General features: G+C 68.5%; 11 protein-coding genes and 1 pseudogene. 10 read left to right on the plus strand and 2 right to left on the minus strand.

Features of this window, described 5'->3' with window-relative positions:
* The first annotated feature begins 159 nt into the window (after positions 1-159).
* The 8 genes from EEJ42_RS21550 to EEJ42_RS21585 all read left to right on the plus strand — a co-directional run bounded on the left by EEJ42_RS21550 (position 160) and on the right by EEJ42_RS21585 (position 8,281).
* Positions 160-1,500: a cation:dicarboxylate symporter family transporter gene (locus EEJ42_RS21550; RefSeq protein ID WP_123101929.1), complete on the plus strand. Its 1,341-nt coding sequence runs from the start codon at positions 160-162 to the stop codon at positions 1,498-1,500.
* 191 nt (positions 1,501-1,691) lie between these two features.
* Entirely contained in the window at positions 1,692-2,441 is a 750-nt protein-coding gene (locus EEJ42_RS21555; RefSeq protein ID WP_123101931.1) for an SDR family oxidoreductase, read from the plus strand.
* Between the two features lie 303 nt (positions 2,442-2,744).
* Positions 2,745-3,584: a helix-turn-helix transcriptional regulator gene (locus tag EEJ42_RS21560; protein WP_123101933.1), complete on the plus strand. Its 840-nt coding sequence runs from the start codon at positions 2,745-2,747 to the stop codon at positions 3,582-3,584.
* Positions 3,585-4,145: 561 nt separating this feature from the next.
* Positions 4,146-4,739 (plus strand): TetR/AcrR family transcriptional regulator, encoded by a 594-nt coding sequence (locus tag EEJ42_RS21565; protein ID WP_123101935.1) that lies wholly within the window; start codon positions 4,146-4,148, stop codon positions 4,737-4,739.
* A 106-nt stretch (positions 4,740-4,845) separates the two neighbouring features.
* The gene (locus EEJ42_RS21570; protein ID WP_123101937.1) at positions 4,846-5,580 is read left to right on the plus strand and encodes an NADPH-dependent F420 reductase; all 735 of its coding nucleotides are present in this window, start codon (positions 4,846-4,848) and stop codon (positions 5,578-5,580) included.
* A 276-nt stretch (positions 5,581-5,856) separates the two neighbouring features.
* Positions 5,857-6,558 carry a nitroreductase gene (locus EEJ42_RS21575; RefSeq protein ID WP_123101939.1) on the plus strand — a complete coding sequence of 234 codons (702 nt, stop codon included), beginning with the start codon at positions 5,857-5,859 and terminating at the stop codon, positions 6,556-6,558.
* Positions 6,559-6,646: 88 nt separating this feature from the next.
* Complete coding sequence (locus EEJ42_RS21580; protein WP_246097103.1) at positions 6,647-7,426, plus strand: zinc-dependent alcohol dehydrogenase family protein; 780 nt, start codon at positions 6,647-6,649, stop codon at positions 7,424-7,426.
* 108 nt (positions 7,427-7,534) lie between these two features.
* Positions 7,535-8,281, plus strand: a complete 747-nt coding sequence (locus tag EEJ42_RS21585; RefSeq protein ID WP_123101943.1) for an NADPH-dependent F420 reductase — start codon at positions 7,535-7,537, stop codon at positions 8,279-8,281.
* Between the two features lie 416 nt (positions 8,282-8,697).
* On the opposite strand, the gene EEJ42_RS21595 is transcribed toward EEJ42_RS21585, so the two are convergent.
* A complete protein-coding gene (locus tag EEJ42_RS21595) occupies positions 8,698-9,294 on the minus strand; it encodes a TetR/AcrR family transcriptional regulator (protein ID WP_123101947.1) in 597 nt (198 codons plus the stop codon).
* A gap of 88 nt (positions 9,295-9,382) precedes the next feature.
* Here EEJ42_RS21595 and EEJ42_RS21600 point away from each other — a divergent pair, with 88 nt between their 5' ends.
* Positions 9,383-10,114 carry an SDR family NAD(P)-dependent oxidoreductase gene (locus tag EEJ42_RS21600; protein WP_123101949.1) on the plus strand — a complete coding sequence of 244 codons (732 nt, stop codon included), beginning with the start codon at positions 9,383-9,385 and terminating at the stop codon, positions 10,112-10,114.
* Positions 10,115-10,253: 139 nt separating this feature from the next.
* Positions 10,254-10,385, plus strand: a pseudogene (locus EEJ42_RS53025) (IS5/IS1182 family transposase); the annotation flags it as partial.
* Positions 10,386-10,894: 509 nt separating this feature from the next.
* On the opposite strand, the gene EEJ42_RS21615 reads toward EEJ42_RS53025, so the two are convergent.
* Complete coding sequence (locus EEJ42_RS21615) at positions 10,895-12,361, minus strand: non-reducing end alpha-L-arabinofuranosidase family hydrolase (protein WP_123101951.1); 1,467 nt, start codon at positions 12,359-12,361, stop codon at positions 10,895-10,897.
* Positions 12,362-12,840 lie beyond the last annotated feature (479 nt).

Genomic DNA, 12,840 nt, shown 5'->3' on the forward strand with positions numbered 1-12,840 from the left:
CCACCGCAGACGCGCCCGCCACCGGGCGGGCGCCATCGGCCGGCGCCGCCGGATACGGGCGCCACACACGAGATCGGGGGCGCGCGGAGCCGCGTCGCGTCCCCCGCACCCCCCACGGGACAGGGCTATACACGATCGTCGTGCAAGGGAGCACCAACGATGACAAGCACCACCACCGCCGGCCGCCCGCAGCGGTCACGGCTGAGCCGTCTCATATGGGAGCTGTGGTTCCAGGTCGTACTGGCCGCCGTCCTCGGCATCGCCGTCGGCATCCTCGTGCCCGGGCTGGGTGAGGACCTGAAGCCGCTCAACGACTGGTTCATCGCGCTGGTCAAGATGATCGTGATCCCGGTCGTCTTCTGCGTGGTCACCACCGGCATCGCCTCCATGGACAACCTGCGCAAGGCGGGCCGGATCGGTGTGAAGGCGATCGGCTACTTCCTGGTGCTGTCCCTGGTGTCCATGCTGATCGGGCTGGTCGTCGCCAACATCTTCCAGCCCGGCTCCGGCCTGCACGTCGACCCCTCGTCACTGAACGCCGACGACGTGCCCCAGACCGCCACCGAGCACGCCACCTTCACCGGCTTCATCTCCTCCCTCATCCCCGCCTCCCTGCTGGGCGCGATCACCGGGGATGCGATCCTGGCCGCGCTGATGGTCTCGATCGTCTTCGGTGTGGCCCTGAACATGGCCGGCGAAGAAGGGGCACCGCTGACCCGCGGCATCAAGGCGCTGTCGGACGTCGTCTTCCGCATCGTGGGCTGGGTGATGCGTCTCGCGCCCTTGGGCACCTTCGGCGCCCTGGCCACCGTGGTCGCCACCTACGGCGCCGAGAGCCTCAAACAGCTCGCCTACCTCATCATCCTGTTCACCGCGACCTGCATCATCTACGTCCTGGTCGTCCTCGGCGCCATCATGCGGGCCTGCCGCCTGAGCCTGTTCGGCCTCATGCGCTTCCTCAAGGCCGAACTGCTCGTCGCCCTCAGCACCTGTTCCAGCGAGGCCGTCCTGCCCCAGCTGGTACGCAAACTGGAGATCCTCGGCATCGGCCGGCCCGTGGTCGGCATCGTCATCCCCTCCGGGTTCTCCTTCAACCTGGACGGCTCCGCGGTCTACCTCACGATGGCCTCCCTCTTCCTGGCCCAGGCCATGGGCATCGACCTGTCCTGGCAGCAGCAGCTGATCATGGTCGGCGTCATGATGCTCACCAGCAAGGGCACCGCCGGGATCGCGGGCGGCGCGTTCATCGTCCTCGCCAGCAGCGTCACCGCGCTCGGCCACATCCCGCTCGCCGCCCTCTCCCTGATCGTCGGCATCGACCGCATCCTCAACGAGGGCCGCGTGTTCATCAACGTCCTCGGCAACGCCGTCGCCACCATCGTGATCGGCAAGTGGGAGAACGACTTCGACACCGAACAGGCCCGCAAGGTCCTGCACTCCCGCACCACCACGCCGCCGCAGGCCGAGTGGGACACCGCCAAGGTCGGCGCCGACAAGTAGCCGTGCCCGTTGAGTGCGGTCACCCCTCGACGGCATATACGTCACCCACCGGCGGCGCTGGGTGGGCCACTCCACCAGGCAGAGACCGCCGATCCATGGATAAACCTTCCTCTCCCGCCCCTGCTCGGGCGCCCCTACGGTCGAGGCCGCGGGCGCTCACCGGCCCGCCGCAACGAAGGAGCGAGACCCCCATGAAGATGACCGGCAATACGATCTTGATCACTGGCGGCACCTCGGGCATCGGGCTCGGCCTGGCCCTGCGCCTGCACGAGGCCGGCAACAGGGTGATTGTCGCCGGCCGGCGCAAGGAACTCCTCGACGAGATCACGGCTGAGCACCCGGGCATCGACGCGCTCGTTCTCGATGTCGCGGACCCCGAGTCGATTGCCCGGGCCCGTGAGACCGTGGCGGCGAGCCACCCGGGGCTGAACGTCCTGGTCAACAACGCCGGCATCATGCTGCGGGAGAACCTCCTCGACCCGGCCGGACTCCCGGTCGCCGAGGATCACGTCACGGTCAACCTGCTCGGCACGATCCGGATGACGTACGCCTTCCTGCCGCTGCTGGTGGGCAAGGACGACGCGGTCGTCATGAACGTCACATCCGCGCTGGCGTTCGTACCGTTCCCGAGCACCCCGACCTACGCTGCGACCAAGGCAGCGCTGCACTCCTTCTCCGAGAGCCTGCGCATCCAACTCGCCGGTGCTGACGCCGGTGTCCAGGTGATCGAGGTGGTCCCGCCGGGCGTGCGCACGACCCTGCTGGGCCAGCAGGACGACGACCGCGCCATGCCGTTGGACGACTTCCTCACCGAGATCCTCGACCTGCTGCGCGAGAAGCCCGACGCGAAGGAGCTTGTCGTCGAGCGCGCCAGGTTCATCCGCGACGCGGAGGCCAACGGCTCCTACGACAACGTCCTCGCCATGATCAGCGGCAGCTGACCGACCTGTATGACCGACGCGGAACAACAGCACGCGGGCCCGAGTGCGGCCGGTCCAAAGCGTTGGGCGTCGTCGACGGGGCCATCGCCGCAGGCCGTCTTCCAGGTTGACGGCCTGCGGCGCACCGCCGACAGTCGGCGAATTTCCCAGCGGGTCATGCAGGTCAGGTGACCATCGGGTCGTCTCGCTGCGAGCGCCCTCGGCGTCGGCCGTATGAGCGGCTTCGCGCGGGCGGAAGAGGACTGCTCAGCCATGGATCGGCGGTCTCTGGATAGTCGGGCGCGATGCGGTGAGGATGGGGGCATGGACAAGAAGGAGCTGGCGGAATTCCTGCGCCACCGGCGTAAGGCGTTGCGCCCCCGCGACGTCGGGCTGGTCGAGGGGCCGCGCAGGCGTACGCAGGGGCTGCGCCGCGAGGAGGTCGCGCAGCTCGCGGGTATGTCCACCGACTACTACGCCCGGCTGGAACAGCAGCGTGCTCCGCAGCCCTCCGTCCAGATCACCACGGCTCTCGCCCGGGCGCTGCGACTGACCCTGGACGAACGCGACCATCTCTTCGTCCTCATCGGCCATAACGCCCCGGCCCGCTTCCACCGCTCGGAACATGTCAGCCCGACGCTGATGCGGGTCCTGGACCGCCTGGACGACTCCCCGGCCCTGGTGCAGACCGACCTGGTCGACACTCTCGCGATGAACCCCTTGGCCGTGGCGCTGCTCGGCGACCAGACCCGCCACACCGGTCTGGCCCGCAGCGGCTTCTACCGCTGGTTCATGGACCCGGCCGAGCGTCTGGTGTTTCCCGAGGAGACCCACGAACGCCACGGCCGTGCCCAGGCGGCGCGCCTGCGGGCCGCGCTGAAAGCCGGCAGCGACACCCCCCGAGCCGCCCAGATCCTCGCCGAACTCCAGGAACACAGCCATGAGTTCGTCCGCATGTGGGAACTTCAGGAGGTCGCTCAGCGCTACGACGACTGCAAGACCATCCTCCATCCCGAACTCGGCCGCATCGATGTCGACGGCCAGGCCCTGTTCACCGAGAACCGCGCCCAGACTCTGGTGGTGCTGACCACTCGCCCCGGCACGGAGAGCCACAGCAAACTCGAACTGCTCTCGGTCATCGGACACCGGCAGCTCACCCCCTGACGTCCTCGGCCGGGAGGCGGGTCGAGTTCGGCGAAGTCATCCGCGAGAACCTGCGGTTCTATGGGGGTGCCGTTAACGAACGGCGAACCAGAAGATGACCGGTTGATGGGAGGACGGCCTTCTTGATGGTGCGGGTGTAGTCCATCGCCTTGACGAACTCCGGCCGCGCCTTCATTTCTGCGAGCCTGAAGTGCAACGCCCTGTGCCACGGCGGCTTCCGGGGGAGTAGAGGGTGCGCTCAGCCATCCCGGGCCCGACGCCGGGGGCCGGGGGTGTGGAGACCTATGTGCCTAACCCTGTCAGGGGCACCGGTGATGCATGCGGGCCACGGTCCAGGGCGCCGGAAGTCGCCGGGACCGGCAGCGCGGCACCGCGCCCACCCACCTCCGCACGGCTCTTGCCCTGCGCTTTGCGGCCAGACATGTCGGCCCCCTGCGCTGTCCGGGCTCCGTGATCGGGCCGCCGGTTTGACCGGATGCTGCCTCCGCTTTACTCTCGAATGCGTACGGAGGCAGCATCCGTTTTGATGCGGCCGCAGGATCACGGCAGGCAGGAGGGCGCATGAGCGCCGGCGAACAGCGGGGACGCAAGCCCCGCGCGGACGTCCAGCGCAACCGCGCTGCCCTCCTGGAGACCGCGCAGCGTCACTTCCTGCAGCACGGGGTCGGCACCTCCCTTGAGGCAGTGGCCAAGGAGGCGGGCGTCGGGCCCGGCACCCTGTACCGGCACTTCCCCACCCGGGAGGCGCTGCTGGCGGCTGTGCTGCAGACGCGCTCCGAGGAGCTGGTGGCCCGCCAGGCGGACATCGATCAGCTCGGCGACCCGGCCGAGGCGCTGGAACAGTGGCTGCGCGCGATGGAGGAGTACTTCAGCGCCTTCAGCGGGCTGCCGGACCCGCTCATGGCCGCGGCCAGGGCGCAGGAGCCGGACAACCCGCTCACGATTCCCTGCGACATCCTCATCGCCGCCACCGATCAGTACGTGCGAGCCGCGCAGCGCGCGGGGCGCGTGCGCGCGTCGGTGCGGGGGCACGACCTGTTCCTCGCGGCCTGTTCCGTTGCCTGGATCAAGGGCACCGGTACCGAGGAGGAGTCGCTCGACCGGCTCCGCATGCTCATCGCGAGCGGCTACCGCCAGCGGGACACCCAGGCGTAATACGTCAGGCACCCCGCCCCGACCCCCGCAACGCCGGGTGGCGCCACCACCCAGTCATCACATCGCGCTGCCCTCAGGGGCGGCACGACCTCCCAAGGGACAAATTATGAAAATTACTGTCATAGGCGCCGGTGCCATCGGCGGGAACCTCGCTGCCAAGCTCAGCACGGCCGGTCACGACGTCCAGGTGGCCGACGCCCGCGGCCCCGAGGCCGTCCGGGCGGAGGTACTGGAGTCCGGGGCCCGCGCGGCGGAGCTCGCCGACGCCGTCCAGGGCCGGGACGTCATCGTCCTGGCCATCCCCTTCGGGGTGGCGGGGAAGCTGGCCGGCCTGTTCGCCTCGGTCCCCGCCGAGACGGTGGTCATCGACACCTCGAACTACTATCCGCACCTCAGTGGGCAGATCGAGGCCGTGGACAACGGCGAGGTCGAGAGCGTGTGGAACGCCGAGCAGCTGGGGCGCCCCGTGGTCAAGGCGTGGAACGCCGCCCTGGCCGAAACCCAGCGGACCAAAGGCGTTCCGGCCGGAACGCCCGGCCGCATCGCCATCCCCGTCGCCGGCGACTCCGAGGTGGCGCGGCGTGTGGCCATGCAGCTCGTGGACGACACCGGCTTCGACCCCTACGACGCCGGCACGCTGGCCGACTCCTGGCGCCAGCAGCCGAACGGCCCCGCTTACTGCACCGAGCTGACCCTCGACGAGCTGCCGGCGGCCCTGGCCGCGGCCGACCGCGTCAAGGACGCCCGCATCCGCGACAGCGTGCCGGAACGTTTCGCCGCCCTCCCGGCCACGGCCACTCTGGAGGACGTCGTCGAGATGAACCGCGCCGCCCACCGCTGAGCCACCCGACGCGGCTCCCGTGCACGCAACGGCACGAGGGCGGCAGCGTCGGCACGCCACCAACACAAAAGACGAACACGAAGAGCGCACAGTCCCCCGCGGTGCAGCCCGCAGCCTCGGCACGCCGCTGCCTGCGAGCATCCGCGCGTCTGCCAGTACCCGCACAGGGTGCGTCCGCACCCGGCCTTACGCCGACTGCCTCGTTGCATGGCCTGCCGTACTGCGCTGCGCCGCGGCCGCCGTGGCGGTGACTGCGCGCCATGGAGAGGAACCGCCTTGCCCGGCACCGCATCACCCTTCACCGATATCGCACGCTCCCGACGCTCCCCCCGGCAGTTCCTGCCCACCGCCCTGTCCCCTTCGGACATCCGCGGCGTGCTGGAGGACGCACAGACGGCCCCCTCGAACAGCAACACCCAGCCGTGGACGGTGCACGTCGTCTCGGGCGCGGCGCGGGACGCCCTGGCCAAAGAGCTGCTCCGGGCCGAGGAGGAGGGACGGACCTCCCCGGATTTCACCGATGGCTACGGCGAGGAGGGCATCTACCTCGAGCGGTCGCAGGCCCTGGGCGCGAGTGTCTACCGGGCCCGGGGCGTCGAGCGCTCGGACCGGGACGGCCGGAGGGCGGTGGTCCGCGAGAACCTGGAGTTCTACGGTGCTCCCCATGCCGCCTTCCTGTTCATGCCGGCCCTCGGCGACGGGGTACGGACGGCCGGCGACATCGGCATGTACGCGCAGAACTTCCTGCTCTCGCTGGCGGCCCGGGGGCTGGCCGGCATCCCGCAGACCGTACTCGGCGTCTACGCCGACACCGTCCGCGAGTTCCTGGGTGTCCCCGCGGAACTCAAGCTGCTGTTCGGCATCTCCTTCGGCATGGCTGCCCCGGCGGCACCGGTGAACACGCTCCGCACGGAGCGGGTTCCGCTGCGGCGGAGCGTGGTCCTGCATGACACACCCGGAGTCCTCGACAGGCAGTAGTTCCTCCGCCCGCAGGACCATCCGGCGCCTGGGCCCGGGCCGCGGGGCCTGGCGGCTGCCGGGTGCGAACCTGAACAGCCACACGGACATGCACCAGTTCGTGCGTGACGCGCAGGCCGCCGAGCGCGGCAAGAGATCAACCGCTCCGCCCACCACTGACACCCCCGGCGCCACTGCCGCGCCTCCGCACGCGGCACCACCGCAGAAAGAGAAAACCCATGCGCCGCTACAGGATGTCCGAATCCTGGACTTCACCGAGGCCGCGACGCTGCCCTGCGCCACCGTCACCGCCTGGTCGGCACTGGAAGGCGTCGGCCCCGGCGACACCGTGCTGGTCCAGGGATCGGGCGGCGTCTCGCTGTTCGCCCTGCGGCTCGCCCGCGCCGCGGGCGCCCGCGTGATCGCCACGACCTCCAGCGAGAAGAAGGCGGAGCGACTGCGCGAACTCGGCGCCAGCGACGTCATCACTTACGTCGACACCCCGGACTGGGGCGCCGAGGTACGCAAGTTCACCGACGGCCACGGCGCAGACGTCATCGTGGAGATCGGCGGCGCGGGAACGCCGGCGCAGTCGATCAAGGCTGTCGCCTACCGCGGCGTCATCTCGCAGGTCGGCCACGTCTCACTCTTCGGCGACGTACCGCCCGAGACGACCGGCGTCAACCTCCTGGAATTCACCGCCAGCGGCGCCACCCTGCGCACTATCGGCGGCGGCAGCAGGAGCGACCTGGAGAACATGAACAGGGTCATCTCAGCGCACAAGCTGCACCCGGTGATCGACCGCGTCTTTCCCTTCGAGGAAGCCCTCGACGCCGCATCCCACCTGGTGAGCTGCGCTCACTTCGGCAAGGTCGTCATCACCCACTGACACCACCGCGTCCGCGGCCGGCCCGCAGCCCCGGTCGCGCCGCAGGGACCAAGCCCCGGAACCCCGGTCACCGAAACCGGGGTTCCGTTCCGGACAAGGAGTTTCACCATGAAGATCGGCATTCTCGGCACCGGGAACATCGGCAAGACGTTGACCAGGCGGTTGAGCGCGGCCGGGCACGAGGTGAAGGTGGCCAATTCGCGCGGCCCGGAGACGATCGAGGCTGACGTGCTGTCCTCGGGCGGACGCGCGGTGACAGCGGCGGAAGCCGTAGTGGACGTCGACGCCGTGATCCTCTCCATTCCCTTCGACCGCATTCCGCAGGTCGCACCACTGATCGCCAAGGTGCCGGCTGACACGGTTGTCCTCGACACGTCGAACTACTTCCCGCATCGGGACAACGGAATCGCGGCGATCGAGGCCGGCCAGGCCGAGAGCGTGTGGGCTGCCGAGCAGCTGGGCCGGCCCATCGTCAAGGCGTGGAACTCGATCGGATCCGAGTCGTTCGCGCACAGGAACAAGCCGGCGGGAAGTGCGGACCGCATCTCGCTCCCCGTCGCGGCCGACAGTCCGCGAGAGCGTGACCTGGCAATGGCACTCGTTGAGGACACCGGGTTCGACGCCTTTGATGCGGGGCCGCTCGCGGAATCGTGGCGGCAGCAGCCCGGCACACCCGCCTACTGCACGGATCTCACCCGTCAGGAGCTGCCGGACGCACTGGCGACGGCCGACGCGGCGCGATCACCGAAGCGGCGCGACCTCATGCTCGCCGTGGTCCAGGAACGCTTCGGGGCCGACATGAGGCAACCGGACGCGGAATACCTTGTCCGCCTGGACCGCGCAATTTTCATGTGAGGAGGGACGAGGGCTGACGCGGTGACCCGTGAGAGGCCCTCGTATCTCGCCCCCGTCCGTCCCTGGGTGAGCTCGCAGTCGGCTTTGTGGCCCTCACCCTCTCCGAACTGGCTATAGCCGGCTCAAGCGGCCTGGCCCTGTGAACGGCGGCGTATTTCCCCAGGGCTGATGCCACGTAATGCCCCATCTCGGAGCGCCGCGTAATGGCTATGCCGGACTCGTGTCCTCGGCGGCGTGATCAACGAGTACAGATAGGCGGCCTGACAAGCCGCGATGGGTTTCTGAACGGCACAAGATGTTCAACGAGGCCCCTGGGCTGCTTGGTTGAGACGTCAGACATCTCCACCAACAACCCGGGGGCCTCGTCTGTCACGCACCCTCGGCCATCCCCCGATCGGTGGCCGGACTGAAGAAGCTCAGTGAGCGGGGCGGGGCAGTACAGCAAGGGCTGTCCGGGCTATATCGGTCAGCGTCTCCTCGCTCGCTCCGGCCTTGCCCAGCGCTTCAATGCCCCGCAGTACGGCGAGCACCAGCGCAGCCAGCTTTCGCGGATCCGCGTCCGCGGCGATATCGCCATTGCGCTGACAGGCTGCGATGTCGCCCTCCAGTAGCGCGTGCAGCGCCTCGATGGCCGCGCGCGCCCGCTTGGCCACCGTCTCGTCGTGTTCGGCTAGCTCGGCGGCGCCCTTGGCCAACAGACATCCGCGGTGGGCGGTGTCTGCGGCAGTCGCCGCCGCCACCGCGTACACGTGGGCGGACAGCCGCGCGTAGGCGTCCGCATCGTTGCCGCGCAGCTGTCGGCTCACAGCATCGACGACGGAGCCGCAGTAATCGTCGAACACGCGGTGGAACAGTTCCTGCTTTCCGCCGAACGCGCCGTACAGGCTGCCTTTGCCGAGCCCCGTTGCCTCGGCAATGTCTTCCATTCGCGTGGCGGCGTACCCACCCGACCAGAACCGCTCCCGGGCAGTGTCCAGTACCTGCTGCTCGTCGAACTTCCTAGGTCGTGCCATGGGGCCAGCTTACCCATTCTTGACTGGTTCGTCCATAACGGTTTAACGTTATGGACGAACCAGTCAAGAATTGAGGAGTGGGCGCGTTATGACGGAAGTACTCGCAGGCAAGGTGGCGGTGATCACCGGAGCCAACAGCGGCATTGGGCTTGCCATCGCCAAGCGGTTCGCCGCGGAGGGGGCACGGGTGTTCCTGGCCGGTCGCCGTCAGGAGCCGCTCGACGCGGCCGTCGCTGAGATCGGGCCGGCGGCCACCGGTGTGAGGACCGACGTTTCGGTACAGACGGACCTCGATGACCTTTACTCGGTCGTGCGCGAGGAGGCGGGCCGCATCGACGTGCTTGTCGCCAACGCCGGCAGCGCTGTCCCTCAGCGTCTCGGTGAGATCACAGAGGAAGCCATCGACGCCACCTTCGGTACGAACGTGAAGGGCACGATCTTCACCGTACAGAAGGCGCTGCCCCTGCTGTCGGACGGCGCCTCGATCGTAGTGACAGGATCGACCAACGCCCTCCGCCCCGGACCGAGCCTGGAAATCTACGGCGCATCGAAGGCAGCGGTGCGCAACCTGGTGCGCAGCTGGGCGCTCAGCGCGCAGGAACGGAAGTTCCGGGTGAACGTGCTGAGCCCCGGCCCGACCGAGACCCCGGGCCTGCTCGGCGCCGTAGGCCCGGACCACCAGCTCGCCTCGGAGGTGCCGCTCGGCAGGATCGGCCGCCCGGATGAGATCGCCGCCGTGGCGACGTTCCTGGCTTCGGACGCTTCCAGCTTCGTCAACGGCGTCGACTGGTTCGTCGACGGAGGCCAGGCGCAGGTCTGACCGCGCCCCTCGGTGGGCATACCGGGCACCCTGGTTCACCGGACGGCCTTGCCCATGGGGCCTGACTGCTCGCCTACGTCCCCGTGTTGACCAGGTGGGAGGGGGGCAGCACCTTGTGCCCGCCACCCGCCCGTGGGCGGTCACCACCGGCGTCAAGCGTCGGCCGCACCACGGCCTCACTCCCACCCAGCAGACCGTGAACCGGGCGCCGGCCCGGACCCGCGCCCCGGCCGAGCGTGGCGCCGCCCGCCTCAAGTCCTGGCGGATCTTCCCCGCAGCCGCCTTCTTCCGCGCCCACGGCACGTATCGAGCGCGTCCTCATGGACAAGCCTGGGTCGGTATCGGTTCCCGGGGCGTGCGACACCGACAACGGTGGCCTCCTGGCTGGTCCGCGACGACGTGTTGGGTGAGAACTCGCATCGGTGCGGACCGGGGAGGTCACTGTCCTCCCTGGACTTGTCCAGGCCCACCACCTGGGCACTCAAAGATCAACCAACTTTGTGATCGGCGTAGGACAAACCCGCCACTCGTCAGGCACGGATTCCCTTCACCAGCCGCGCCGGGCGAGCTGGGTCGCCTCCCACGACGTCATCATGCAGGCGTCGGGAAACCGCATCGCCTGGGGCGGTCCGCGCGCTGGAGAGCCAGGTCGTCAACACCGCGCGGTACATGGGCCGGCCCGAGCGCGCCATGGGCGTCGCCTCCCGACCCGGGCGGGCTCGGCCTTCCGCCGAGCCCGCCACGCCGGCTCCATACCGGAGCCGGACTCGTGTCACGCCGTCAGCGCCGCAGTGTCAGCAGACCCGGACGGTAGGGCAGGAGGCCGTAGTCGCCGCCGGAGTTGGGGCTGCGCCCCTGGTAGAGCAACTGCAGATTGCAGGGATCGACGGTCATGGTCTGATCGGGGCTGGTGCGGATCAGTTCGCCATGGCTGATGTCGTTGGTCCAGGTGGCGCCACTGTTGGCCTTGCCGGCGAAGGGATTGCTCTCGGTCGCGGCCTGGGGTGTCCATGAGCCGTTCAAACTGGTGGCCGTGAACGAGCGGAAGTAGCGGCCCTGCGAGCCGATCGCCTCGACGATCATGAGGTAGCGGTTCTGGCCCTGTAGCTTGTAGACCTGCGGGGCTTCGAACAGGTTGTTCCTCGTATCGCTCATGACCACTGTCGAGGTCGTGCCGAAGCTGCCCGGGAAGTTCCCGATCGGCATACTGGCCCGGTAGATCTTGCCGTTGTCACCGGCGAAGAACAGGTACATGTTCGTCCCGTCACCGATGAGCGTCTGGTCGATGGGTCCTGTTCCGGAGTCGGGGATGCTGCCGGAGAAGAGCACCTGCTGGGATGACCAGCCGTTCGGGTTGGTGGGGTCGCTCGACGTCCGGTAGGAGAAGGCGGTCCCGCCCCACTGGTAGGCGAGCACCCAGATGTTCTTCGGCGCGAAGTAGAAGAGCGTGGGTGCGACGGTGGAAGCCGACATCGTGTTCTGGCCGGCCGAGGCCATCTCCGACCAATTGGTGAACAGGCCGAAGTTCATCGAACCCCAACTCGTCCCCGTGTCGTGCGTCGTCGCATAGACGAGTTGCCTGCCGTTGTAGGGGACGACGGTGAAGTCCTTGAGCGAGACCCACCCCGGCTTGGGCTGCGCCAGCGCGCCCGTTGATGTCCAGCGGTATGTCGACGGAAGATCGCACGGGCCGGGGTTGTCGCCGCCGACCTTGACGAGCTGCCACTGCTGGTTGGTGCCGCCCCAGTCGTCGTACTGGACGACGTTCCCGTTGTCGGCGGTGGAGGCGCCTTGTACTTCGAGGGCCTTGTTGCTGTGGCGCGAGATGAACCTCACGTAGCCGTCCGAGCTGTCGGCCAGCCGCCACTGCTGGTTGGTGCCGTTCAGGTCGGCCCACTGGACGATCGAGCCGCCGTTCGCGGTGGACCAGTTGTGGACGTCCAGCACCTTGCCCGAGTGGCGGGACTTGATGCGGTAGTAGCCGCCCCCGGAATCGACGAACTGCCACTGCTGCTGCTTCTGATCGTTCCTGGTCCACTGGGTGATGCGGGCGCCGTCGTCGGTCGCCATGTTGTAGACATCCAGGACCTTGCCGCTGTTGCGGTTGACCAGCACATACGAGGCGTTGGGGTCCACGGTCGCCGCGCCGGCGGGCTGGGCACCGAGGAAGGTAGCCACGAGCAGCAAGGGCGCAAGGACGGCGAGTAAGCGTCTTGGACGGACCGGGGACGGGTGGCGAAACCACATCAGAGGGCACTCCTTTGGGGGCAGGGGTGAGGTGACCCCGATGAACCGCGGGGCGGACGTGCCGGGGGCGGGGACGATCTCGAAACGTTTCGGAGAATTCCCGGAAGCTTTGACGCCACAAGCTAGGAATGTGGGGCCCTCTGGTCAAGGTCTGTCGCCGATCTGTCCACAAACAGCGCCTCCCCTTTGGGCTTGACAAGCTGTCGCGCCGACCGTCCCGGCCCTGGCCCCCGTCCTACGGCATCCGTCGACGGCGGCGCCGGGGGTTCGCCGTCCGGCTCGTCGGGATTCCGGAAAATTTCGGGCGAGGAACGGAAACTTCTTCTGCGGGGAGTATTGCGATCCATCGTCAATGCCTCAATCATCCCTGTCTGAGAACCCAGCCGTAGTTCGAGATATCGAACCGCGTCGGCCCTGAGCGATCTGTGCTGCACGGCAGATCCACGCACAGCTGCACGGCAGATCCGCGCACCAGAGCA

Origin of the sequence: Streptomyces botrytidirepellens, assembly GCF_003721215.1 — a bacterium.
In the GTDB taxonomy this organism is placed as follows: domain Bacteria; phylum Actinomycetota; class Actinomycetes; order Streptomycetales; family Streptomycetaceae; genus Streptomyces; species Streptomyces himastatinicus.